The sequence below is a fragment of the Komagataeibacter melomenusus genome (genome assembly GCF_013155395.1).
Lineage (GTDB): Bacteria > Pseudomonadota > Alphaproteobacteria > Acetobacterales > Acetobacteraceae > Komagataeibacter > Komagataeibacter melomenusus.
This window is the reverse complement of the sequence record NZ_JABJWC010000006.1, coordinates 100,628-122,680: the sequence shown is the minus strand read 5'-3', so window position 1 is coordinate 122,680 and position 22,053 is coordinate 100,628. Positions and strand designations below refer to the sequence as shown.

The 22,053-nt window shown below is 64.5% G+C and carries 24 protein-coding genes and 1 pseudogene; 13 read left to right on the top strand and 12 right to left on the bottom strand.

Translation table 11 applies throughout. The annotated features are described in order from the left end of the window. Window positions 1-125: 125 nt before the first annotated feature. Window positions 126-248, bottom strand: a pseudogene (locus tag HNW77_RS04225) (Rrf2 family transcriptional regulator); the annotation flags it as partial. Between the two features lie 984 nt (window positions 249-1,232). On the opposite strand from HNW77_RS04225, the gene HNW77_RS04220 reads away from it, so the two are divergent. Further along, on the top strand, window positions 1,233-2,492 hold the full coding sequence (locus HNW77_RS04220) for a dicarboxylate/amino acid:cation symporter (RefSeq protein ID WP_172155675.1): 1,260 nt from the start codon (window positions 1,233-1,235) through the stop codon (window positions 2,490-2,492). A gap of 106 nt (window positions 2,493-2,598) precedes the next feature. On the opposite strand, the gene HNW77_RS04215 is transcribed toward HNW77_RS04220, so the two are convergent. Continuing rightward, window positions 2,599-3,819: an NADP-dependent isocitrate dehydrogenase gene (locus HNW77_RS04215; RefSeq protein WP_172155674.1), complete on the bottom strand. Its 1,221-nt coding sequence runs from the start codon at window positions 3,817-3,819 to the stop codon at window positions 2,599-2,601. Window positions 3,820-4,049: 230 nt separating this feature from the next. Between HNW77_RS04215 and HNW77_RS04210 the strand changes: the two genes are divergently transcribed. Next, window positions 4,050-5,705 carry a phosphoethanolamine transferase gene (locus HNW77_RS04210; protein ID WP_172155672.1) on the top strand — a complete coding sequence of 552 codons (1,656 nt, stop codon included), beginning with the start codon at window positions 4,050-4,052 and terminating at the stop codon, window positions 5,703-5,705. Window positions 5,706-5,855: 150 nt separating this feature from the next. Here HNW77_RS04210 and HNW77_RS04205 read toward each other — a convergent pair whose 3' ends face one another. Both HNW77_RS04205 and HNW77_RS04200 read right to left on the bottom strand, forming a co-directional pair. After that, window positions 5,856-6,251 (bottom strand): hypothetical protein, encoded by a 396-nt coding sequence (locus tag HNW77_RS04205; protein ID WP_172155671.1) that lies wholly within the window; start codon window positions 6,249-6,251, stop codon window positions 5,856-5,858. 95 nt (window positions 6,252-6,346) lie between these two features. Then, on the bottom strand, window positions 6,347-6,988 hold the full coding sequence (locus tag HNW77_RS04200; protein ID WP_306665926.1) for a GDSL-type esterase/lipase family protein: 642 nt from the start codon (window positions 6,986-6,988) through the stop codon (window positions 6,347-6,349). A gap of 84 nt (window positions 6,989-7,072) precedes the next feature. On the opposite strand from HNW77_RS04200, the gene HNW77_RS04195 reads away from it, so the two are divergent. From HNW77_RS04195 to HNW77_RS04185, 3 genes are all read left to right on the top strand, one after another. Further along, a complete protein-coding gene (locus tag HNW77_RS04195; protein WP_241694281.1) occupies window positions 7,073-8,143 on the top strand; it encodes a restriction endonuclease in 1,071 nt (356 codons plus the stop codon). Window positions 8,144-8,464: 321 nt separating this feature from the next. Continuing rightward, the gene (locus tag HNW77_RS04190; RefSeq protein ID WP_276592065.1) at window positions 8,465-8,668 is read left to right on the top strand and encodes a hypothetical protein; all 204 of its coding nucleotides are present in this window, start codon (window positions 8,465-8,467) and stop codon (window positions 8,666-8,668) included. A 3-nt stretch (window positions 8,669-8,671) separates the two neighbouring features. Then, window positions 8,672-9,004, top strand: a complete 333-nt coding sequence (locus tag HNW77_RS04185) for an SMR family transporter (RefSeq protein ID WP_172155667.1) — start codon at window positions 8,672-8,674, stop codon at window positions 9,002-9,004. A gap of 91 nt (window positions 9,005-9,095) precedes the next feature. On the opposite strand, the gene HNW77_RS17465 is transcribed toward HNW77_RS04185, so the two are convergent. After that, on the bottom strand, window positions 9,096-9,479 hold the full coding sequence (locus tag HNW77_RS17465; RefSeq protein ID WP_187353163.1) for a hypothetical protein: 384 nt from the start codon (window positions 9,477-9,479) through the stop codon (window positions 9,096-9,098). A 269-nt stretch (window positions 9,480-9,748) separates the two neighbouring features. Beyond that, a complete protein-coding gene (locus HNW77_RS04175) occupies window positions 9,749-9,925 on the bottom strand; it encodes a hypothetical protein (protein WP_172155665.1) in 177 nt (58 codons plus the stop codon). Window positions 9,926-10,181: 256 nt separating this feature from the next. On the opposite strand from HNW77_RS04175, the gene HNW77_RS04170 reads away from it, so the two are divergent. After that, window positions 10,182-10,652, top strand: coding sequence for a phosphate-starvation-inducible PsiE family protein (locus tag HNW77_RS04170; protein WP_172155663.1), 471 nt, complete (start codon window positions 10,182-10,184; stop codon window positions 10,650-10,652). A 100-nt stretch (window positions 10,653-10,752) separates the two neighbouring features. Here the strand turns inward: HNW77_RS04170 and HNW77_RS04165 are convergent, their stop codons facing one another. Then, on the bottom strand, window positions 10,753-10,914 hold the full coding sequence (locus HNW77_RS04165; protein ID WP_165165657.1) for a hypothetical protein: 162 nt from the start codon (window positions 10,912-10,914) through the stop codon (window positions 10,753-10,755). 178 nt (window positions 10,915-11,092) lie between these two features. Between HNW77_RS04165 and HNW77_RS04160 the strand changes: the two genes are divergently transcribed. Both HNW77_RS04160 and HNW77_RS04155 read left to right on the top strand, forming a co-directional pair. After that, entirely contained in the window at window positions 11,093-11,269 is a 177-nt protein-coding gene (locus tag HNW77_RS04160) for a hypothetical protein (protein WP_172155661.1), read from the top strand. 371 nt (window positions 11,270-11,640) lie between these two features. Next, window positions 11,641-11,832, top strand: coding sequence for a hypothetical protein (locus HNW77_RS04155; protein WP_078525976.1), 192 nt, complete (start codon window positions 11,641-11,643; stop codon window positions 11,830-11,832). Between the two features lie 60 nt (window positions 11,833-11,892). Here the strand turns inward: HNW77_RS04155 and HNW77_RS04150 are convergent, their stop codons facing one another. Together HNW77_RS04150 and HNW77_RS04145 are read right to left on the bottom strand one after the other, a co-directional pair. Further along, window positions 11,893-12,066, bottom strand: a complete 174-nt coding sequence (locus HNW77_RS04150) for a hypothetical protein (RefSeq protein ID WP_172155659.1) — start codon at window positions 12,064-12,066, stop codon at window positions 11,893-11,895. A gap of 81 nt (window positions 12,067-12,147) precedes the next feature. Next, window positions 12,148-13,374 (bottom strand): aldose epimerase family protein, encoded by a 1,227-nt coding sequence (locus HNW77_RS04145; RefSeq protein WP_172155657.1) that lies wholly within the window; start codon window positions 13,372-13,374, stop codon window positions 12,148-12,150. A gap of 170 nt (window positions 13,375-13,544) precedes the next feature. On the opposite strand from HNW77_RS04145, the gene HNW77_RS04140 reads away from it, so the two are divergent. Both HNW77_RS04140 and HNW77_RS04135 read left to right on the top strand, forming a co-directional pair. Next, a complete protein-coding gene (locus HNW77_RS04140) occupies window positions 13,545-13,982 on the top strand; it encodes a surface-adhesin E family protein (protein WP_241694280.1) in 438 nt (145 codons plus the stop codon). A gap of 96 nt (window positions 13,983-14,078) precedes the next feature. Then, window positions 14,079-14,447 carry a hypothetical protein gene (locus HNW77_RS04135; RefSeq protein WP_172155653.1) on the top strand — a complete coding sequence of 123 codons (369 nt, stop codon included), beginning with the start codon at window positions 14,079-14,081 and terminating at the stop codon, window positions 14,445-14,447. A gap of 106 nt (window positions 14,448-14,553) precedes the next feature. Here the strand turns inward: HNW77_RS04135 and HNW77_RS04130 are convergent, their stop codons facing one another. Continuing rightward, complete coding sequence (locus tag HNW77_RS04130) at window positions 14,554-15,474, bottom strand: hypothetical protein (RefSeq protein ID WP_172155651.1); 921 nt, start codon at window positions 15,472-15,474, stop codon at window positions 14,554-14,556. Window positions 15,475-15,801: 327 nt separating this feature from the next. Between HNW77_RS04130 and HNW77_RS04125 the strand changes: the two genes are divergently transcribed. Beyond that, window positions 15,802-16,413, top strand: a complete 612-nt coding sequence (locus HNW77_RS04125; RefSeq protein ID WP_172155649.1) for a hypothetical protein — start codon at window positions 15,802-15,804, stop codon at window positions 16,411-16,413. A gap of 129 nt (window positions 16,414-16,542) precedes the next feature. Beyond that, window positions 16,543-17,070 carry a hypothetical protein gene (locus tag HNW77_RS04120; protein WP_172155647.1) on the top strand — a complete coding sequence of 176 codons (528 nt, stop codon included), beginning with the start codon at window positions 16,543-16,545 and terminating at the stop codon, window positions 17,068-17,070. Between the two features lie 90 nt (window positions 17,071-17,160). Here the strand turns inward: HNW77_RS04120 and HNW77_RS04115 are convergent, their stop codons facing one another. Beyond that, window positions 17,161-17,340: a hypothetical protein gene (locus HNW77_RS04115; RefSeq protein ID WP_172155645.1), complete on the bottom strand. Its 180-nt coding sequence runs from the start codon at window positions 17,338-17,340 to the stop codon at window positions 17,161-17,163. A gap of 446 nt (window positions 17,341-17,786) precedes the next feature. Here HNW77_RS04115 and HNW77_RS04110 point away from each other — a divergent pair, with 446 nt between their 5' ends. After that, the gene (locus tag HNW77_RS04110) at window positions 17,787-19,196 is read left to right on the top strand and encodes a GntT/GntP/DsdX family permease (RefSeq protein ID WP_172155643.1); all 1,410 of its coding nucleotides are present in this window, start codon (window positions 17,787-17,789) and stop codon (window positions 19,194-19,196) included. Between the two features lie 97 nt (window positions 19,197-19,293). On the opposite strand, the gene HNW77_RS04105 is transcribed toward HNW77_RS04110, so the two are convergent. Beyond that, the gene (locus HNW77_RS04105; RefSeq protein ID WP_172155641.1) at window positions 19,294-21,834 is read right to left on the bottom strand and encodes an excinuclease ABC subunit UvrA; all 2,541 of its coding nucleotides are present in this window, start codon (window positions 21,832-21,834) and stop codon (window positions 19,294-19,296) included. Between the last annotated feature and the right edge of the window lie 219 nt (window positions 21,835-22,053).

Sequence of the window (22,053 nt, the reverse complement as noted above, 5' to 3'; positions counted from 1 at the left end):
AGAGCAGGAAACCATCGCTCTGCTCAAAACCCAGAGTAAAAGTTAGACCAGGGAAGCAGCAGTCAACACGCTAAAAACCTGAAATCAGGCACAAGAGAAGTCAATCAAAGGTTTTTCGAACCCTCCAGGTGATTTTCAGAAATGTCATACGCGCTGGCGATCTCATGGATCGAGACACGCCTGTCGGCGTGCAATCCCATGTATAACAGCGTACGTAAGGCATAATCGGTGTGCAGGGTCAGGCGCATACCGATAGCTAGCATGGTGCGATTGAGCAGAAACAGACCTCTATAAACTGCATAATTAATGCATAATAATGGGTCAAATCCGCTTCAACCCTTGATTTTGGGGCCTTGATTGCCCTCAAAGGCGACAAATTCGGTGCTATAGTATCACGGTAATGTGATTGAAGTAACAGATAACCGCCATCATCTTGCCCAGATGTCTTCAAGCGAGTCCGGTTTGCGCTCCGGCGTGGCATGCGGGGTCTCTCCTGGCATATATTTCCCTGTTTTCAGCGGGTTGCGGATTCAGGCCACCTGCTGTGCCCGCAGTCTTCGTGGCGGAAGGGGAGAAGACGGACGCAGGATTTCATCATGTTGAGTGATTAGGGTGAGTAATAAGCAGTCGCGTCATCGGCGGCAAAACCTGCCTGACCGTGTGCAGGGTCGGGGCCTGTGCGGGCCAGCATCCGTGGCCCCTTATCGAGACAATATTAAAAAGTGACGGAAATCTGCCAAAAAAGGCCCTTCCTGCCTGCCAGACCATCAGTCATGACAGGGTGCTGCCCCCTCATCCATCATGCAGGTGGCATCGTGGAGTGCGATTCGCATGACCGGTGCCGCGCTGTGCGTGAAGGGCTGCATGTCTGATCTGTGCCGCCCCGCCCGGTCCCGGCCTGTGGTGACCCATCCGGCGCAGGGGCCATAAACCCCGATCAGGGGCGGAGCATCCTGCATGCATGCCCATCTGCCTTATTCCCGCTTTCCCGTTTCGGTGCGCCCTACGGGTCAGGAAGGACATGATGCATCAGGCGCATGATTGCGCAGGTGGATCTCTATAATCGCATTCTTCTGAAAAAGATAGGGGGGATGGGTATGGCAGGTTTTTTGATGATGGCCCGCCCGGTCCGTCCGATCAGCGCGATGGGGTGCCCGTCCGCCTTGCAAAACCGGGGGCGCGTGCGTTACTTCCGGCGGTATCTTCTGATCAATGGCAGCAGGATTCTTGATTTGGCCGAGCCCGGAAAACGTAATGCCAACGGGCGCACGCGCGCCATCGTAGTCGCGCTGCTGCTGGGTGTGGTCGTGGGGCTGGGGCTGCATGCGGCGGGTCCGGCAGCGGCCGAGGCCGCCACCCGCTGCGCTACCCTGCTGACGGGCCTGTTCCTGCGGCTGGTGCGCATGATCATCGCCCCTCTTGTTTTTGCCACCCTGGTGTCGGGCATTGGCAGCCTGGGCGATGGCACGCAGGTGCTGCGCATCGGCGGGCGCATCCTGCTGTGGTTCATCGTCGCCTCCTTCCTGTCGCTCGTAACCGGGCTGCTCGCCGCCAACCTGCTCCAGCCCGGCGTGGGCTTTAGCGTGCCCACCACTGCTGGCGATACGGGGCTGGCGCATGCGCATTTCGATCCGGTCGAGTTCGTGCTGCATGTGGTGCCCACCAGCATTTTCGATGCCATGGGGCGCAACGACATTTTGCAGATCGTGGTGTTCTCCGTGCTGTTTGGCCTGGCGCTGCCCGCGGCGGGCAAGGGGGCGCAGCGCATGATCCTGCCCTGGACGGCCGAACTCGCCCGCATCATGCTGCGCATGACCGACATGGTGATGTATGCCGCCCCCGTGGCGGTGTTCGGCTCGGTCATGGGCAGCGTGGCCCATAGCGGCATTGGCATCCTGGGCATGTTTGGCGTGTTCCTGTGCAAGTTCTACGGCACGCTGGGCGTGCTGTGGGTGCTGCTGACCACCATGACCTTCTGCGTGCTGGGCAGGCGCGTGTTCGCGCTGGCCAGGCTGCTGGTCCAGCCCATCCTGCTCGGCTTCGCCACGGCAAGCAGCGAGGCGGTCTATCCGCTGCTCGTCGAGCGGCTGGAGCTTTTTGGCGTGCCCGACCGCATCAGCGGCTTCGTGCTGCCGCTGGGCTACAGCTTCAACCTTGATGGCTCGGTGCTGTTCCAGTCCTTTGGCGCGCTGTTCATCGCGCAGGCCTATGGCATCCACATCCCCATAGGCCAGCAGATCGCGATGGTGCTGGTGATGATGCTGAGCAGCAAGGGCATTGCGGGCGTGCCGCGCGCGGCCCTGGTCACGCTGGCAGCCGTCATGCCGCAGTTCGGCCTGCCCGAGGCGGGGCTGGCGCTGATCCTGGGTATTGACCACTTTCTCGACATGGCGCGCACGGCCACCAACGTGCTGGGCAATGGCTATGCCGCCGCCGTCGCGGCCCGGTGGGAAGGCGAACTGGCCGATCACGCGCTGGAGGAGGGAGCGTAACCGGCCCCTGACTATAAATCTGAAAAGTTTTTGGTGATGCTTTTTTCAAAAAGCTTCAAAAGAATGCCGCCTTTTTGAAAAAAGGCGGCACCCGAAAACTTCTGTTTTATGCTTTGGCCAGTGCTGCGCCGAGTTTCTTGTCCAGCACGTCAAGGAAAGGCTGGGTATCGAGCCATTTCGTGTCCTTGCCCACGAGCAGGGCGAGGTCCTTGGTCATCTGCCCGCCTTCCACCGTCTCGATGCACACGCGCTCGAGCGTGTGGGCGAAGTGGGTGACATCGGGCGTATTATCGAACTTGCCGCGATAGGCCAGGCCGCGTGTCCAGGCGAAGATCGAGGCGATGGGGTTGGTGCTGGTCGGCCGCCCCTTCTGGTGCTCGCGGAAGTGGCGGGTCACGGTGCCGTGGGCGGCTTCGGCCTCCACCACGTCGCCCGTGGGGTTGAGCAGCACCGAGGTCATCAGGCCAAGGCTGCCGAAGCCCTGGGCCACGATGTCGCTTTCTACGTCGCCATCATAGTTCTTGCACGCCCAGACATAGCCGCCCTTCCACTTCAGCGCGCAGGCCACCATGTCATCGATCAGGCGGTGTTCGTAGGTCAGGCCCAGCTTTTCAAACTCGGCCCTGAATTCACGCTCGTAGACTTCCTGGAACACATCCTTGAACATGCCGTCATAGGCCTTGAGGATGGTGTTCTTGGTGGACAGGTAGACCGGCAGCTTCCGGTCGCGCCCATAGGCCAGCGAGGCGCGGGCAAAGCCTTCGATCGAGGCACGGGTATTGTGCATGCCCAGTGCCACGCCGGGACCCTTGAAGTCATGCACGTCAAGCACCTGCTCGGGGCCGCCATCGGTGGGCGTGTAGCGCAGCGTGACCTTGCCGGGGCCGGGAATGCGCGTTTCGGCCGCGCGGTAGATGTCGCCATAGGCATGGCGGCCGATCACGATGGGCTGGGTCCAGTGCGGCACGAGGCGCGGCACGTTGGTGCAGATGATCGGCTCACGGAAGATGGTGCCATCAAGGATGTTGCGGATGGTGCCGTTGGGCGAGCGCCACATCTTTTTCAGGCCAAACTCCTTCACCCGGTCCTCATCGGGGGTGATGGTGGCGCATTTCACGCCCACGCCGTAGCGGCGCACGGCCTCGGCGGCTTCCACGGTCACGCGGTCATCGGTTTCGTCGCGATGGGTGATGCCGAGGTCATAATATTTCAGGTCGATATCGAGATAGGGCAGGATCAGCCGCTCGCGGATGAAATGCCAGATGATGCGGGTCATCTCGTCGCCATCCATTTCGACAACGGGATTCTTGACCTTGATCTTTGCCATGGTGCGTCTGTTTGCCTTTGTTGAATCTGGTTTTTCAAAGAGTATTTTTTGTGGCGCCCGTCTGCGCGGGCCCTCCCGGCGGCCCGCATTATTAGGCGCGTGCCCGGATGATAAAAAGCATTGCCGCGTGCCGGTTCGTTCACAAACGTGCCAGCCCTGCGGCGCGGGGCGGTTTGCCGTCATTGCGCACGGGCCTACCCGCCTGTGCGCACCCGTGGCATGAAGGCGCAATGAACAGGCTTCCTCCCCCGCGCAGGTTTCTGCACCGGCCACGCTCATGGCGGCAGGCCTGGCCCGATGGGCTGCTGGGGGTGATGGGCGTACTGGCGCTGCTGCCTGCCTGCACGGCGTTGCAGGGCATTGTGCGCGCACTCATGGTGTGGGGGGTGATCGCCCTGGTCTTCAACAGCAGGCGGGTGCTGCTGGCAGCCCTGCTGCCTGCCGTCGTGCTGCTGCCGGGCGCATTGTATTACATCCATGTCAGCGCGGTGCCGCCGGGCTATCCGCTCTGGCTGATCCTGTTCTACTGCTCGGTGCCGGTGGTGATGGGCTATGTCGCCCCGGTGCTGCCGTGGCTGTGCGCGTGGGCGGTGCTGTGGTCGGGGCTGGCCGCCCTTTACGTGTCGCGCCCGCGCGGGGCGGTGGTGCCGTGGGCCGCCCGGTGCCGCCTGGGCGCGGTGGCGGTGCTGGTGGCGCTGACGGTGGTGCCGGTCATACGGCTGTGGCAGACCCTGCCGCCCACCCGCGCGGGCACGGAGAACCCGCTGGTGGCCATTCATGCCCGCTTTGACCGCGCCTGGCCGTGGAGCCTGCTGACCGGCTATGCCGCGGCAAGGCGCGAGACGTGGCGCGTGACCGCCATGGCGCGGCGCATCAGCCACGAGCCGGTTGCGTTTGTAAACCCGCCCGCACCCGATGCGCGGCAGGTGATCGTGCTGGTCATTGGCGAGAGCGCGCGCCGCGACCACCATCACGGCTTTGGCTACGCCCTGCCCACCACGCCGGAAATGGACCGCCTGCCCGGCCTGCTGCGCTTTGACAACGTGGTCACGCCGTTTGACTACACGGTGGGGGCGGTACCGGTCATTTTGTCGGGCTATGACCGGCTGCGGCCGGGCGCGGTGCCGGGGCATGACCTTGTCTCGGTGTTCAACGCGGCGGGGTTCGATACGTGGTGGATCAGCAACCACCCCCGCCTTGGCCCGTATGACAGCGTGATCGGCGCGTATTCGGAGCAGGCGCACCATATCGCCTACACCACCGTGCAGGGTGGCGTGATGAGTCGGCCCGTGCTTGATGAGCGGATGCTGCCGGTGTTCGACCACGCCGTTGCCGGGGCGAAGGGGCCGGTGCTGATCGTGCTGCACCTGTTTGGCAGCCATGAGAACGCGGCGGACCGTGCGCCGCCAGGCTTTGCCCATCTGGGCAGCGCCTATGACAACAGCATTGCCTATACCGATCATATCCTTGCCCATGTGCAGGCCAGCCTGCAGGCGCATGGGGGCGAATCGGCCCTGTTCTACGTGCCCGATCATGGGGTGCGGGTGAATGAATGCACGGCAGGCATCCCGGCACATGGCGATGTACGCGCGGCCTATGAGGTGCCGCTCTATTTCTGGGCCTCGCCCGCCTGGCAGGCTACCCACGCCCCGGCCATGCAGGCCGCGCGCGCCAACGTGCATGCGCCCTTTACGCTGGCCAGCATGCCCGCCAGCGTGCTTGACGCGGCGGGGCTGGCCTATGCGGGGCTGGATCGCGGCCTGTCGGTGCTGTCAGCGGACCCCGCCCGCCCGCGCCGGATCGTGCATGGCGATAGTGCCGCCAACCAGAACGTGGATTACGACCACAGCCATGACGACCAGAGCTGTCATATCGCGCGCGATTAACCGTTTAGAGACTGTGTGATAAAGTCACCCTGGAAAACATCCACAAATCATAAGGAAGTTTCTGGTGAGGCTTTTTTCAAGAAGCGTCAGAAGAACGCCGCCTTTTTGAAAAAAGGCGGCATCCGGAAACTTTTATTTTTTTTCAGGATCCTACTTGCCGTCGGGGTGGTCCTTGCGCCAGGCGTCATAGCGGCGCTTGTCCAGGCAGTAGGCCAGGTCACGATAGAGCAGGATGTGGCGGATATGGGTCACTTCCTCCTGGCAGGCGATCTTGTCGCTGTCCTTGTATTCCTCCCATGCGGGTTGCAGCACCAGGGCGCGCTCCTTTTCCGCCGTGACGCAGGCATTGGTCACGTCATCACCAAACTCGGTGGTGCAGGCATCCACCACCGGATAGTTGGGGAATGTCAGCGCAGGGGCTGCAAGCTGCACCTCGGGGCGGATGTAGAGCGAGTTCAGTTCCGCCTCGGGCACGTCGGCGCGGGCGGCGGGGGCGCAGGCCACGGCCAGCGCGCCCAGCAGGGCACAGGTGAAGATCTTGTTCATGTCTGTATGCCTTCATTCGAAAAAGCGCGGCACGGGGCTGCGCGCCTTATGTGGCCATAATGCCCGTTCCTGCCAAGGGGAACGGAAGTGCGTTCCTAATGTGACGTGGCCATCAGGTTGCGCCAGGCGGGCCAGTCCTGCACCAGCCGGGCCAGCATGGCGTAACCCGCCCCGCCGGGATGCAGCCCGTCGCCCTGTGCAATTCCGTCACACCATGCGGCACAGTCCAGCAGCGGTGCCCACACGGACAGGAAGGGCACGCCAGCCCGGTCGCACAAGGCCGCCATGGCCTGCTCCAGCACGCGGGTGCGCAGGTCTGGGCCGGGCCGCCCCACGGGCGGGGGACCTACCATCAGGGTTGGCCATCTGGCGCGGGCGCGGCGCAGGACCCGTTCGGTGGCGCGCAGGCTGTCCTGTAGCGCCAGCCGGGGCTGGCCCGATGCGTCAGCCCTGGCATCATTGGCCCCGAAGGACAGGATTATGCCGCCATCAGCGCGCCCGTGCAGCCGTGCCTGTGCTTCAGCCTGCCAGCGCAGCGCGATGTCATGGCTGGTCTGGCCCCTCACGCCAAGGTTGTAGAGGGTGAGATCATGCCCGGCCTGCCGCTCGCGCGCGCACAGTCGGCCAGCCCAGCCCTGGCAGGTTTCATCGCCCGTTCCCGTAACGTAGCTGTCACCGATAAAGCAGAGTCGCATGCGGGCATGATAGGCCCCGGCCCTGTGCGAAGGCACTGGCATTTCTCTACTTTCTTATTTTGTTCTCATGTTTTAGACTGGTTGCGCCAGGAAGGCGGGGGAGCAGGAACATCAATGCGGGCAGGCATGACGCCATGGTTGGGCTTGTGGCTTTTACTGGCCCCCGCGCCTGTGCTGGCAGCGCCCGCCGCCTATCAGGTCGCCCCTGCCGCCATAGGCTGCACGCAGGCTGCCAACCTGCGCCGGGTGGGGGAACTGCCGCCTTCCCTGCCGGCTGCGTCTTACGCGCAGGCGTTGGCCCAACTGCATTGCCAGCGTGTTGACGGGGCGCGAACGTGGCAATTATTGGGCCTGCGCGATGAAGAAACCGTGGCGCGGTTGCGCGCCCTGCCCGCGCGGCGGGGGGAGGCGCCGCTGTATTTTGCCGCCAGTGCCGTGAGCGTGGCCGGTGCCACGACCGCCACGCTGCCACCGGGGGTGTGGCGGCTTGTGCTGGCGGGTGGCGTGGCGATGGGGCTGTGGCCCGTGCTGCGCCATGGCGGGCGATGGTGGCGGCGCAGGCGGGCATGGCGGCTGTGCGGGCAACTGGTGCGCCGCCATGCCGAGGCCCTGCGCATCCGCCGCCGCCAGCTGGTGCAGTTCAACAGTTATGGGGTGGAGCGCACCACGAAGTGGGAGCGCGAGCAGGCGGAATTCGTCAAGACGATCATAGCACCCGCCCTGCGCGGCAAAGGGCTGGCGGCCACATGGCCTGCGCTCGCCCCGCGCGTGCTGGCGCTGATCGATCAGGTTGCGCGTCAGGCCCCGAGCGGCAGCGTTGCGGCGGATGGCTTTTCCCCCGACATGGACCCCATCGCCTATGAGCGGTACTGCGCCGACCGCCTGCGGGGCTGCGGCTGGGAGGCCCGCGCCACCCCGCCGGGTGGTGACCAGGGGGCGGATGTCATTGCCGTGCATGGCCATGTGCGGCTGGTGGTGCAGTGCAAGCTGTACCGCAACGCCGTGGGCAACGAGGCCGTGCAGCAGATTGCCGCTGCCCGCCTGCATTACCATGCCGATGTGGCGGCCGTGGTCTCGAATGCGGATTACACGATTCCGGCCCGGCAACTGGCGCGGTCCAACAATGTGTTCCTGCTCCATCACGATGAACTGCCAGCCTTCGCCGCCCGGCTGGCGCGGGCGCGCAGGAAGGCATGACGGACATATTGTGTCATAACATGACACGGCCCTGCCTGCCTGCTGGCGCGCCCCGCCGCGCGGGAGAGGAGGATCAGTCCTTCGCGGGCTGGGAAACCGTGGGAGAGGGCCGATTACGCGTGCTCAGCCGGACCGTAATCAGCAGATGGGCGATCATACGTGCAGAGTTGCTCATGGATCATACCTCCTATCCTCTTCATACATGAATCGTTTCGCAAAAGCGAAGGTTTCCTGAAAAATGGTCGCATTTTATGCCGCTGTTGCGCCTTGTGGCCGTCATCCCCATCTGTAAGGGAGAACGAAACAGGACAGGATCAGGGCGTGAGACGACATCGTGTGATGCTGGACGGGCGTGAACTCTATGCAGGCGCGCAGTGGACGCATGTGCAGCGCTTTGCCGCAGCGCTCCAGGCCAGAGGGCAGGATGCCGTGGCGATTCGCGATGACACACCCCCGCCGCCGCGTGCGCCACGCACCCGCCTGCGCGGCCTGCCCCCGCGCCCCACGCCACCCGCAGGGAAGTGAGCGGTGGCGTATTGCTATCTGCTCATCGCCATCGTGGCGGAGGTGACGGCCACGTTCTGCCTCACCCTGTCCAACGGCTTTACGCGGGCGGGGCCATCATGCGTGACCGTGATGGGGTACGGGGTGGCGTTTTATGCGCTGTCGCTGGCGCTGCGGGTGATTCCCACCGGGGTGGCCTATGCCATCTGGTCGGGCATTGGCACGGTACTCGTTACACTGGTCTGCCGCGTGGTGCTGGGGCAGAAGCTCGATCTGGCCGCCATTGCGGGCATGACCCTGATCGTGTGCGGCGTGCTGGTCATGAACCTGCTGTCAGGGTCAGGGCAGCACGGATAGATGCTTTCGGGTGAAGCTTTCTTCAACAGGCTTCAATGAAGGCCGTCCATTAAAAAAGGCCGGCTCCGCGCGGAGCCAGCCCATGTCACGCTCAGCGGTGATGGTCACCACCGCCCCCAAAGCCATGGCCGCCGCCCGGGCCACCGGGTCCATGCCCGCCACCGCCGGGGCCGCCACCGCCAGGTCCACGGCCCGGTCCGCCACCATGATCGCCGCGTGGTCCGCCACCCATCGGCGGGCCGCCACCACCCCGGCGCGGGCCGCCAAAGCCGCCCCCACGCGGGCCACCGCCGCCGCGGCCTATATATTCCGGCGCGCCGCCATAATAATCGCCATAGCCATTATAATAGCCACCGTAACCGTAGCCGCCATACCCACCATAGCCGCCATAATAGCCGCCGCGCGGGCCATCCACGCAGGCGCTCAGGCCACTGGCCACGGCCAGTACGCACAGGGATCGGGTCAGTTTTCTCATGGGGCGGTCATCCTTGTTGTCATTGCGGGGCAGGGCTTTGGACCTGCGGAGCGCATATGAGTGCACTAAGGTGACTGTTCCGGTCTTTTCACGCGCATGCAAGGGCGTGGGGAAACCGTGGTCCTGTTTTTTCGTGCAAGGCGGTCCTGGCTGAAGCTTTTTCCGGCAAGCCTGGAAAAAGCGCGATTTTCCCAATGCCTTTCCTGCCAAGGGGTCAGGCGTGGGCCGGGGGAATGGCCTGACCCTTCGTCCCCGGCCAGCCTGCCTGCTTACTTCAGGCCGTCGGCCTTGGCGAGTTCCTTCACCCGGCGCAGCAGCGAGGTCGCGTAGTCCTCCGCTTCCATCTTGGAGCTGAACCCGGCAATGGTGCCGGGCAGGCCGCCGATGCTGATTTCAAGCGAGAATTTGCCCTGTGCGTCGGGTCCGGTCGCTACGGCTTTGCTCATGATGGCATCCTGTTCGTCATGTTGTAGATCAGGGACACGCGCGGTGTCCGTTCAACCATATTTGGGGTGGCGCGGGGTCATCATCCAGCCCCGCCCCTGCATGGCAGGATGCCACGGCGCAATCTTGACATGGCGGGGGTTGATACAGGGTGCGTGCTGACGGTTTTGCACAGTTCGGCGCAAGCTTGTTACAAGGGCTGCCTTTCATGGCGCGGCATGACGGCCGCACGCCCCCAGCCAGGAGACTGCCCCGCATATGATGAAGCGCCTGCCCGGTTTCTTTCAGATGGCCCGCCTGTTCGACCTGTTCGAGGAGGGGGTGATGCTCATCCTGACCCTGCTGATCGTGGTGATCGCGGGCACGTCGCTTGTGCACGTGGTGGTGGCGGTGGGGCGCATGGTGCTGACCTCGGGGCTGAACCCGACCAGCCCCGAAGTGCTGCAGGGCATTTTCGGCATGTTCTTTACCGTTCTGATCGCCCTTGAGTTCAAGCATTCCATTCTGGTGCTGCCCGATGCGCAGCCGCACAGCATGATCCGCATGCGCTCGGTGCTGCTGATCGGCATGCTGGCCACGGTGCGCAAGTTCATCGTCATCGACCTCAAGGAAGTCGATGTGATGGAACTGCTGGCGCTCTCGGCGGCCGTGCTGTCGCTGGGTATTGTCTATTGGCTGGTGCGCGCGCCCACGCCCGGTGCGTCGGTACCCACTACACCTGACGAGTAAAGGGATAAAAGTTTCCGGCTACCGCCTTTTTCAAAAAACGACGTTCTTTCAAAGCTTTTTGAAAGAAGCTTCACCAAAAACCTTTATCTTTTTTTAGGTCTTATTTTGCGCGGGCGAGGTCGTCTTCAAGCTTTTTCATGCGTGCGGCCAGCGCATGGGCGTGCTCGGGGCGGTCCTTGAGGGCGATGGCATGATCGCGGCGCACCTGCTCGAGTTCACGCTCAAGATCGGTGGTGGAGGGCATGTGATGGTCTGCGGACATGAACGGGCTCCATAAAAAGATGTCGTTCCCGTTCATGTCGGAATGCGTCGGGGCGTGCGCAACCTGTTTTTTGCGCGGATGTGGTATGCCGGGGCAGATCAGTGGCTTGCAGCGCGCCCGGGCGCTGGCATGATGTGCGTAGGCATTTCAACGCGGAGAAGGGAAAGGAGAAGGGCTGATGGATTTCAAGGACGGCGATATCGTGGTGGTGAAGGATGATGCGGCGGTCAAACCCGAACAGCGTGGCTTCAAGGGCGCCATCGTGGAAATGATTGAAAACGGCCAGGTTCGCGTGCGCAATGACAGCACCGGCAATGATGCCTGGTTCCCGGCCAGTGTCCTGCGCCACGAATAAACGGAGCGTGTGGTCAGTCGCCATCCCACAGGCGCAGGAAGGCGTATGGATACGCCATGCAGGCCCGCATCAGGTGCATCATGCGGCTGGACCATTCGGCGCCGGGCGCGGGGGCTGTCAGTATCTGCATGGCCGTGCTCCTTGAGTGCTTTGGCACAGGGGGCAGGCCACGGGGCCAGCCTGTTCCTGTAACGAAATGCAAGCATGAAAGTGGCCGGGGCGGGTATCACAACTGCATGAGTGCGGCGCTGCTGCGCGGCAGGCGCATTGCCGCCGCGCATGCCGGGTTTGGACGGTTGGCGTCACATGGTGATAGAAGTACGAAGACCCGCCCCTCCGGGAAGCGGCCAGACAGACAGCGAAGAGATTTGATGAACCGCAGCAAGATCGTGAAATGGGGGACCATCGTGTCCCTGCTGCTGATGATGGGCAGCGTGGGCGTGCTGGTGCGCGGCATGACGGCTGATGGCATTGGCCCCATCTCATGGATGGTGGCCGAAGGACTTGCGGGGCTTGGCCTGCTGGGGCTGGGCATTATCAACATAAGTGGCGGGCGCGACTGAGCGCCCGGCGCAGCACCCCGACGCAGCACTCCGGCGCAGTACCCACCGGGGGCGTGCGGCCTAGCCGCCCATGCCGGGGCCGCCTGAGCCACCCGGCCCGTCACTGAGCGAGTCCTGGCCGGGTGATCCGGTCATGCCGCCCACGCCGCCGCTCTGGTCGGGATCGCTGGGCGGGCGGGCGGACTGGCAGGCCGCCAGCCCTGCAAGAAGCAGCAGAACGGTAATTTTTTTCATTGAGGGTTTGCGTCCTTCGATCACGATATGGCGAGGTATGTAAGGATATTGCTGCCTGAATCAAAGCCTTTCTGCGCATATTCAAGGCGCGGAGGCTGAAACCGGTTCCACGCCAAGGCGATAGATGGTTGTTTCATCATATGTCTGGCCCGGGCGCAGCGTGATCGAGGGGAAGTCCGGGTGGTTGGGGCTGTCGGGGTAATGCTGGGTTTCAAGCGCTATGGCATCGCCCTGCCGGTACGTGCGGCCTGAAGGCCCGGCATAGGCGCCATCAAGCGAATTGGCCGTATAGGCCTGCAGGCCGGGCTGGGTGGTCAGCACGTCCATCACCCGGCCCGATGCCGGGTCGCTCAGGCGGGCGGCCAGCACTGGCGCGCCAGTCACCGGCGCGCCTGAGGCCGGTGTGCCTGAGACCGGCGCATCAGGGCGCGCGGGGTTAAGAACCCAGTTCTGGTCATAACCGTGGGCATGAAGCATCTGGGGCATGCTGTCGCGCAGGCGCGCGCCAATGCGCTGTGGCGTGCGGAAGTCGAGCGCCGTGCCCGCCACGGGGGCGATGGTGCCCAGCGGCAGGGCCTTGGCATCGGTGGGCGTATAGGCGGCGGCATTGATCTGGAGCACGTGGTTTTCCACCGTGCCGCTGCCTTCGCCGCCCAGGTTGAAATAGCTGTGGTTGGTCAGGTTGACCACCGTGGGCCGGTCCGTCGTGGCGCGGTAGTGCAGTGAAAGCTCGTTGCGCGTGTTGAGCGCGAAGGTGACATGCGTGGTCAGCGTGCCGGGAAAGCCTTCCTGCCCATCGGGGCTGACGAGTTTCAGGGTCACGCTGGCGCTGTCCGCCGCAAGCTCTGTGCCCTCCACGGTCCAGACCTGTTTGTCAAACCCCCTGCGGCCGCCATGCAGCGCGGTCGTGCCCTCGGTGGGGGGAATATGGTAGCGCTGGCCATCAAGCACGAAGGTGCCGCGCGTAATGCGGTTGGCCACGCGCCCCACCGTCGCGCCAAAGAACAGGCCCCCCTGCGCACTGTCTACCGTGTAGCCCGCCAGCGTGGGGAAGCCCAGCACCACGTCATCGACATGGCCGGTGCGGTCCGGCGCCTCGATGGCGGAAAGGGTGCCGCCATAGGTCAGTACCTGCACGCGCATGCCATGCGCGTTGTCCAGGGTGAACCGCTCGACCGGCTGCCCGTCGGGCGTGGTGCCAAATGGCGCGCGGGTCAGGGTGGGCGTGGGCCGGGCCATGGCTGTGCCCGCCATGAGCATGGCGGCGGCCAGCAGGGCGGCGTTCGTGCGTGGAAAAAGGGCCTGCATGGCATCTTCCTGTCAGCGCGGCGCGATATGCGACGTGTTTGCGGGTGGTTTATCTTGCCGCTCCCGGCATGATCCTGCAAAACAGTCTCGTGATACAGGGTCTGGCATGCATGGGCATTGCCCATGCATATGAAAGGGAGACAATGGGATACAGGGTAGTGTTGGCAGTGATGGCCGGAGGACTCGCCTGTACTGGCCTGACGGGCGGCGCGCGGGCGGCACTGGCGCAGGAACCTGCCACCCCCGCCCCGCACATGGCGGCAAACCTGCAGAAACTGCCACCGTACCAGAACAAGGTGAATGAATATATCGACCTTGCTTCGGTGCAGGCGCGTGGCACCCATTCGTCGGCCACGTTCATCCAGGATTTTGACGAGGACATGATCCGCCACGGGCTGCCTTTTGCCTCGGTGCGGTTTTCCGTCGTCTATAACTGCGCGGGCGATACCTATCGCACAATGGCCTATTCCACCTGGTCGGGCCATATGGGCACCGGCCACCGCATTGCCGATGGCCCGGTGCCGCGGGGCGAAATGACGGTCGACCCCTCCCTGCGCGACGGGCGTCGGATTGCCTGCGGCAAGGCCACGCATGCCGAGGGGGAGTGAGTCCGCGCCGCCTGTGGATAAAACGGTAAATAATGTGGATAACCGGGTGGATGGGTCCGGGGTTTACGCACCACATGGCTTGGGGAACAGATAAAAATGAGCGATGAGGCGACTGTGGACAGTCAGGTGATCGATGCCGTGGCAACAGCCCTGAAGGGAGAGGCGCCAGCCCCCGCGCTCACGCCCGCCGCGCGCGAGCAGGCCCGTGCCTTTGTGCAGCGGCTGGAGCAGCAGGGGCTGAGCGTGACCCCGGCAGGGAGCGATTCCGCCCTGCGCCTGATTTCAGACGGGTTCATCGACCTGTTCTCGAGCGAAGACCGCAAGCTCAAATACGGCGCCCTCCTGGTGCTGTTCGTGGTGCTGGTGGTGCTTTACGTGCAGCCCCTGGTCGTTCTGTTCGGCCTGCTGCTCAGCGGCGTGATCTTTTTCATACAGGCGCTGCGGCGCAACAATGCGGCGGACTGACGGATAAACGGCCGCCCCGCCCGCAGGTTGCACATTCCCGCGGGCCGGCAGGGCATGACAGTTTTCGGGTGTCGCCTTTTTTCAAAAAACGCTTCACCAGGCACTTTTACGGTTTCTGGCCAGGGGCCTGTCCTGCCGCGGCGGGCGCCGCGTTCCTGGCGGGCAGGATGTCGTCGCTGCCGCTTGAACCCGATACGAGCTGCCACTGCCGCCGGTCATCCTGATAGCGCGAGAGGCACATGAGCAGCGCCTGGTATTTCTCCAGCCGCCCCGGATCATTGACCAGGGACAGGCACGCCCCGCGCAGGTCGCTGTCATAGCCGGTCCAGTGCGCGCCCAGCGTGGCCTGGCTTTTCTGCTCGGCGCTGACGCATTCGCCATCCGTATCGAGCATTTCCACATGGGCGCGGTCGCAGTTGGCGGCAATGTCGTATTGCGGCAGCGCCACCCTGCGCCCGTGCTGGGTGTCATAGGGGTGGTGGGCCAGTTTTTCTATGTCCGGCCCCGGCTGGGCGGGGGCTGTGGCAACGGCGGGTTCAAGCGGTGGTGGCAGGCTCTCGCCATGGGCCATGGCGTAATGGGCCAGATCCTCGAGTGCTGGCATCGCGCCCTTGAGCGAAAACGAAACCGGATCATGCTCGAAGGGGATGAGCGCGCCGGTACCCGCGTTTTTCAGCGCGTTGATCATGTCGGGCACGGTGTCGGGCTTGAGGTCGCCGCCGGCGGTGTCCCATTTCTGGCCGGTCAGGAAGGTCTGGAGGGCTATGGTGAACTTGCCGATCATCGCCATGGCGGTTTCCACCCCCTTGGGGTTGCGGTACTTGCCGTGGCGCTGGTGAAAGGCAATGCCCAGCGTGCCGCTGGCCGCGCGGTAGAACATCACGTCAAGCGTGCCCTGGTGCGATATGATCATGGGCTGCCCGCCGGGGCCGCTATTGGCAAAGATCCAGTCCGGATCGGCGGCGCGCGCCTGTGTGGCGGCGCAGAGGGTTCCGATTGCCAGGATGGCAGCAGGTAACAGGCGCATCCCGGCTTTTTCCTTCCAGATCCATGAAAAAACAGTGCGAGGGAGCCGCATGATAACGGCCCTGCGCCCGCAGGCCAATGCCGCGCACGCACGGCGGCTGTGTCCGGGGGCTGTCAGGGCGCGAAAATGAAAATCTTCTTTACTATTATTATGGCTCGCTGCGTGGCAGGCATCGGCTGGGTGGAGAGACATGCTTTGTCGCAGAGAGGGCAGGGCCCTTTCCTTATCCACAATTATGACAATATATGTCAACATCACGCCTGGGTGATGCTGAAACCGTCCACCATTCCGATTCGTCGGTCCTTGTTGCAATGGGATTGTCGCAAAGTGAGCACGAAATTTAAGGTTCTTCTGGGTTGCCTCGCCTGTCTTGGCCTGCCGGGCGGTGCATGGGCGCAGTCTTATGATGACACGGCGCGTGCCATGCCGGTGGCCATGCAGCCGCAGGATGAAACCAGCGGTCCCAGCCCGTCGCAGATGCTGGTTGATGAACATGGCGGCGGCTGGGTCGCCATCCATCACACGCCCGATGCCGGGGTGCATACCGACCTGTGCATCGCCGGGTCGGAAAGCGAGATCCTGATGTTCCGCGCCGATGCCGACTCGCTGCAGGTGCGCAGCGCGGATGATCACTGGACCCTGGCCAATGGCGAAAAAGGCGACATGACGGTCACGGTCGGCGCCTATACGCATGTCTTTCACATGCAGGCCAATGATGCCACGACGCTTATGGCCAGCCTTTCTGCAGCCGATATGACCGGCCTGCTCGATGCCATGGCCCGCCAGCACCTCGCGGTGGTGCGCTTTGGCAACCAGCCGCCGCTCAGCGTCAATCTCGCGGGTAGCGTTCCCGTGCTCGACCGCTTCCGTGGCTGCGCGGAAACCCAGCATTTTGCCGATCTCGGGCAGGGGGCCGGGCAGAAATCCTCGCCGTTCTGAGCCGCCGTCCAGCCGCGCATGCATGGCTGCCCGCACGTTGCGTTGTGGTGACAACCGGCGTGTGTATGGCAAAAACTGGCTGTTGAATGCAGGCCGCAGGCTGATTTCTTGACGGAAGGACGACACGACGTGAGGCGACGTTTTCATCTTGGTGTGCTGGCCGGGCTGGCTCTCATGGCCACGGGCGTGGCCTGCGCACCCGCCCAGGCGCGCGAGCCCAGGGGGCATGGCGCTCCGCCCGCGCCGCCGCCACCCACGCTTGATGTCGCCGCCTTTCAGGCGCAGGCGGCGCAGTACGTGGGCAAGCCCGTGCGCATCGAGGGATGCACCATCACCTCCGCCAATGCGGGCGGGGCGGATTGCGCGACCTTCCGCATTGCCGACCTGCCGGGCAAGGTGGACTGGAACGGCGCCATACCGCTCGATGGCCCCACGATGGAGGAAGCCTCCTTTCGCAAGGCACAGCAGATCTGTGGCGATACGGGCCAGCACGAGCAGTGCCGTGCCGATGTGACCGGCGTGGTCTATGACCCGTTTGGGGATATGGGCGTGCAGGGCCAGCGCAATTTCGAGCTGCGTCAGGTCCGCATTCACTGGCTGGCGGAACCACCCAGGAAGGCTGACAGCCACCACGCCACGCGGCAGGCCGCCCGCTGAGCACCCTGTCGGGGGCCAGAAATCGATCCTATTTTAAATCGATCCTATTTTTGAAAGACGCCGCCCGGCTGCACAAGGGCGGCGTTTTTTTTATCCCGAGTGGCCCAGCAGGTGCGAGAGCAGGGTGAACACGCCCCCGCACAGCATGCTGCCCATGACCACCATCGGCACGATCCAGGCCTCGCGGATGAAGCGCGCCACATGCGTCACGGCGCGGCGCGTGGCCGGGCTGCGTGCGGGCGACAGGAATGGATTGAGCATGGTTGTCATGGCGTGACGTCCCGGGGCGTGAAGGCCCAAAAAAGCGACTGCGGTGCGTAACCGGTGGCGCGTAATGAGGACAGGGCGGCACGCTGTCAAGCCCGAAAAGCGGCTGCGTGCCGGGCGTAGGGGCAGCGAGCCGGGCAAACCCCGGGTTTCAGGCCATTTTTCACGCCAGCATATTGTGCATGCACGGCGGTCCTGCCGCGCCCGAGGGGGGGGGAGAGGCAGGCCAGCATGGCCCGGCAGTTTCAGCCCTGTGGGTGAGTCGCGCGCGGTGGCCAGTCTGGCCTGCGGAAACGGTGATGACCGCCCTGACATGAGGCATGCCGTGGGGGGCTTGTGGCTGTCTTTTCGGGGCAGGGGCGCAAGGCTGTTGCTTTTGTGCAGGCCAGCCCCTTAAAAGGCGCGTCTGGCTGGACGAGACTGGCCGCTCTCACGCACGGGACCGCCCCATGACTCCGCTCGCGCTGATCCTGACCGGCATTGGCTCCATTGCCGTCCTGCTCCTGCTTATCCTCAAATTCCGGCTGCATCCCTTCATCGCCCTGCTGGTGGTGGCCGTGGCCGTGGCCCTGCTTACCGGCATGCCCGTTGCAAGGCTGGCCGATGCCATTCAGGGCAGCATGGGCCGCATCATGGGCCATATCGCCATTATCGTGGCCTTCGGGGCCATGATCGGGCGCATGGTTGACCTCTCGGGCGGGGCGGCAACCGTGGCCAATGCGCTGATCCGCCGCGCAGGCCCCGCCCATGTGCCGCTCGCCCTGGTCATTGCCGCCTTTGGCGTGGGCATTCCGGTGTTTTTCGAGGTGGGCGTGATCATGCTCATGCCGCTGGTCTATGGCATGGCGCGGCAGACGGGTCGCGTGCCCGCCGTGTTCGGCATTCCCATGGCGGTGACCATGCTCACCGTCCATGCCCTGCTGCCGCCCCACCCCGGTGCGGTGGCGGTTGCGGCAGCCCTGGGCGTGGGGGCGGGGCACATGCTGCTGCTTGGCCTGCCGCTGGCAGCGGTGGCCACGGTGCTGACCTATGGGCTGACCCGGCCCATCATGGCGCAACCGCTGGGCTGCGCGCCCGATATCCGTGCCGTGGTGGACGAAGCCCGCATGCCGGCACCGGGGCAGGGGGCGGGGCATGACGCGGCTTCTGCCTTCATGCTAGCCACCGCGCGCCGCCCGGTGGGCGTGGGCGAGATCCTGGGCGTCATTGCCGTGCCAGTGGTGCTGATGGTGGCGGGCACGCTGGCGGGCGAACTGATGGGCTCAGGGCGGTTGCGCACGGTGCTGGTCTTTACCGGCATTCCCTTCGTGGCGCTGGGGCTGGACGTGCTGCTCTGCGCGTGGCTGCTGGGGCTGCGGCGCGGCATGGCGCTGGCCACCGTGTCTGATGTCGTGGCCGCCGCCCTGCCGGGCACGGCCATCATCATCCTCATTACCGGGGCGGGGGGCGCGTTTGCGCAGGTGCTGGTGGGCAGTGGCGTGGGCGATGCGCTGGGCGGCCTGCTGGCTTCTACCGGCCTGCCGCTGCTGGTGCTGGCCTTCGTGCTGACCATGATCCTGCGCGTAGCCCAGGGGCCGACCACCGTGGCGCTGATGACCACGGCAGGCATTCTCGGCCCCATGATTGGCCGCCTGCACCTTGACCAGACCCATCTGGCGCTGATGGCGCTGGCCATGGGGGCGGGGGGCATGGCGCTGTCGCATGTCAATGACGCGGGGTTCTGGATCGTAACACGGCTGTGCGGCGTGAGCGTGCGCGAGGGGCTGCGGAGCTGGAGCCTCATGACTCTGGTGGCATCGCTGCTGGTCTTTGCAGGTGTTGCGGCGCTGTGGGGCGTGCTGCCCGCATCGCGCGGATAACAGATAAAAGTTTTTGGTGAAGCTTTTTGCAAAAAGCTTCGAAAAGAACACCGCCTTTTTGAAAAAAGGCGGCACCCAAGAACTTCTGTTCTGCACTTCAGCCCGTAAGGGGAAGCAGGAAGGGCGCGGTCGCGCTGCCTTTCGCGCGCGCCACGTCATGCGGCGTGCCTGCGGCCACGATCGTGCCGCCCGCCTCGCCCGCACCCGGCCCCATGTCGATGATCCAGTCGCTTCTGGCCGCCACCCGCATGTCGTGCTCGGCCACCACCACGGTGTGCCCGCCATCCACCAGCGATTGCAGGTGGGCCTGCAGCCGGTCCACATCGGCGGGGTGCAGGCCGGTGGTGGGTTCATCGAGGATATAGAGCGTATGGCCCCGGCGCTGCTTGCGCAGTTCGGTGGCCAGCTTGATGCGCTGCGCCTCGCCGCCCGAAAGTTCGGTGGCGGGCTGCCCCAGCCGCAGGTAGCCAAGGCCGCCCTGCTGCAACGTGGCGAGCGTGGTGGACAGGGCCGGGTTGTGCGCAAAGAAGGCAGCCGCTTCATCCACCGTCATGGCCAGCACATCGGCAATGGACTTGCCGCCTATGGTCACTTCCAGCACCTCGGGCCGGTAGCGCGTGCCGTGGCAGGTGGGGCAGGGGGAATACACGCTGGGCAGGAACAGCAGTTCCACCATCACTGAGCCCGCGCCCTCGCAGGTGGGGCAGCGGCCCTTTGGCAGGTTGAACGAAAAGCGGCCCGCGTCATAGCCGCGCGATCTGGCCAGGTCGGTTGCGGCATAGATCTGGCGGATCGTGTCGAACAGGCCGGTATAGGTGGCCAGGTTGGAGCGCGGGGTGCGGCCGATGGGCTTCTGGTCGATCATGACCAGCCGGCTGATTTTCTTCACGCCGTCCAGCACATGCCCCTGCGGCGTGCCGTCGGGCATGTCTTCCATGGTGTCGGCATCTGTTGCATCGGGCAGTTTCTGCCCCAGCGCATGCGCCATGATGGCGGGCAGCGCCTGGCTGACAAGGCTCGACTTGCCCGAGCCCGACAGGCCGGTCACGGTCACGAACGTGCCCAGCGGAATCTCCACGCCCAGAGCATGCAGGTTGTTCCATGTCACGCCCGCAAGCTTCAGCCACCCCCTGGCCGGGCGGGGCGTGCCCGCTATCGGGGCCGTGCTGCCAAACAGGTAGGGCGCGGTGCGGGAGTTTCTGACCCCCCGCAGCCCATCGGGCAGGCCGCTATACAGGATCTCGCCCCCGCGCGTGCCCGCATCGGGGCCGACATCGACAATCCAGTCCGCCCGGCGGATGAGGTAGAGGTTATGCTCGACAATGAACAGCGAGTTGCCTGCCTGTTTCAGCCCTTCCAGCGCATCGAGCAGGTTATGGGCATCGGCGGGGTGCAGCCCGCTTGAGGGTTCATCAAGCACATACACCACGCCAAACAGGCTGGAGCGGATCTGCGTGCCCAGCCGCAGGCGCTGGTACTCGCCGGGGGAGAGCGTGGTGACCGAGCGGTCGGCCTGCAAATAGCCAAGACCCAGATGCGCCAGCACCGCAATGCGGCCCAGCAGGTCGGTGGCCATGCGGCGCGCGGCAATGGCGGTGGCATCGCCCGCCTGCGGGGCGTGCGCGGGCACCTGCGTGCCGTCAGCCAGCGGGGCCAGCGTGCGCGCGATGGTGGCCAGCGGCTGGCGCGTGAGTTCGGCAATGTTCAGCCCCGCGATGGTGACCCGCAGCGCATCGGGGTTGAGCCGCGCGCCATGGCAGGTGGGGCATGGCGTTGCGGTGAGGAACCGCTCGGCCCGCCTGCGCATGTTGGCACTCTGCGATGTGGCGAATGTATGCAGCACGTAGCGCCGCGCGCCGGTAAAGGTGCCGTTATAGGCCGGGGGCACGTGATCGCGTATCGCGCGCTGCACGGCCGCGTGGTCGAGGCCGGGATAGACCGGGTAGGTGGGCGTTTCCTCGGTGTAGAGAATCCACTCACGTGTCTTGGCGGGCAGGTCGCGCCAGGGGCAGTCCACATCCACGCCCTTGGTGATCAGGATATCACGCAGGTTCTGCCCCTGCCACGCGGTGGGCCACGCCGCCACCGCGCGCTCACGGATGGAAAGGCTGTCATCAGGCACCAGCAGTTCGGTGGTCGTGTCCATGATGCGGCCCTGGCCGTGGCATTGCGGGCAGGCCCCTTCAGGCGTGTTGGTGGAGAACGATTCCGCCTCCAGCCGCTTCATGCCTTCAGGATAATGCCCTGCGCGGGAATAGAGCATGCGCAGCAGGTTCGACAGCGTGGTGATGCTGCCCACGGTGGAGCGCCCGGTGCCGGTGCCGCGCTGCTGCTGGAGCGCAATGGCGGGCGGCAGCCCCTCGATGGATGTGACATCGGGCACCGGCATCTGCCGGAACAGCCTGCGGGCATAGGGCGAGACCGATTCAAGGTAACGTCGCTGCGCCTCCGCATACAGTGTGCCGAAGGCCAGCGAGGATTTGCCCGAGCCCGAAACCCCGGTGAACACGACCAGCCGGTCACGCGGAATGTCCACGCTGACATCCTTGAGGTTGTGCTCGCGCGCGCCCCGCACATGCACGAAGTCGGGCCGGGTGGACGGATCAGCCGCGGGAGTGGGAACGGGGCGCTGTGACATGGCAAAACGGGCCTTTGATGCAATGGGCGGCCACGGGGCCGGCAGGAGGAGACTGTTATAACCCGGCTGGCGCGTGGTTCACGCCCCCTCTTGCGGCCTTTATATTATCACTCATGACAGAATTGCTGGCGTTGGGGCATGGGGGGCTCCGGCTTGACCGATCAGGTCAGGCAGCGCATCACAATAAATACAAGCTATGGCTAAAAATGAGTAAGCAGG

Coding starts and splice junctions, on each gene's coding strand:
- HNW77_RS04215 (WP_172155674.1), bottom strand. CDS start 3,819: ATGGCAAAGATCAAGGTCAAGAATCCCGTTGTCGAAATGGATGGCGAC.
- HNW77_RS04210 (WP_172155672.1), top strand. CDS start 4,050: ATGAACAGGCTTCCTCCCCCGCGCAGGTTTCTGCACCGGCCACGCTCA.
- HNW77_RS04205 (WP_172155671.1), bottom strand. CDS start 6,251: ATGAACAAGATCTTCACCTGTGCCCTGCTGGGCGCGCTGGCCGTGGCC.
- HNW77_RS04200 (WP_306665926.1), bottom strand. CDS start 6,988: ATGCCAGTGCCTTCGCACAGGGCCGGGGCCTATCATGCCCGCATGCGA.
- HNW77_RS04195 (WP_241694281.1), top strand. CDS start 7,073: ATGACGCCATGGTTGGGCTTGTGGCTTTTACTGGCCCCCGCGCCTGTG.
- HNW77_RS17465 (WP_187353163.1), bottom strand. CDS start 9,479: ATGAGAAAACTGACCCGATCCCTGTGCGTACTGGCCGTGGCCAGTGGC.
- HNW77_RS04175 (WP_172155665.1), bottom strand. CDS start 9,925: ATGAGCAAAGCCGTAGCGACCGGACCCGACGCACAGGGCAAATTCTCG.
- HNW77_RS04170 (WP_172155663.1), top strand. CDS start 10,182: ATGATGAAGCGCCTGCCCGGTTTCTTTCAGATGGCCCGCCTGTTCGAC.
- HNW77_RS04165 (WP_165165657.1), bottom strand. CDS start 10,914: ATGTCCGCAGACCATCACATGCCCTCCACCACCGATCTTGAGCGTGAA.
- HNW77_RS04160 (WP_172155661.1), top strand. CDS start 11,093: ATGGATTTCAAGGACGGCGATATCGTGGTGGTGAAGGATGATGCGGCG.
- HNW77_RS04155 (WP_078525976.1), top strand. CDS start 11,641: ATGAACCGCAGCAAGATCGTGAAATGGGGGACCATCGTGTCCCTGCTG.
- HNW77_RS04150 (WP_172155659.1), bottom strand. CDS start 12,066: ATGAAAAAAATTACCGTTCTGCTGCTTCTTGCAGGGCTGGCGGCCTGC.
- HNW77_RS04145 (WP_172155657.1), bottom strand. CDS start 13,374: ATGCAGGCCCTTTTTCCACGCACGAACGCCGCCCTGCTGGCCGCCGCC.
- HNW77_RS04140 (WP_241694280.1), top strand. CDS start 13,545: ATGGCCGGAGGACTCGCCTGTACTGGCCTGACGGGCGGCGCGCGGGCG.
- HNW77_RS04135 (WP_172155653.1), top strand. CDS start 14,079: ATGAGCGATGAGGCGACTGTGGACAGTCAGGTGATCGATGCCGTGGCA.
- HNW77_RS04130 (WP_172155651.1), bottom strand. CDS start 15,474: ATGCGCCTGTTACCTGCTGCCATCCTGGCAATCGGAACCCTCTGCGCC.
- HNW77_RS04115 (WP_172155645.1), bottom strand. CDS start 17,340: ATGACAACCATGCTCAATCCATTCCTGTCGCCCGCACGCAGCCCGGCC.
- HNW77_RS04110 (WP_172155643.1), top strand. CDS start 17,787: ATGACTCCGCTCGCGCTGATCCTGACCGGCATTGGCTCCATTGCCGTC.
- HNW77_RS04105 (WP_172155641.1), bottom strand. CDS start 21,834: ATGTCACAGCGCCCCGTTCCCACTCCCGCGGCTGATCCGTCCACCCGG.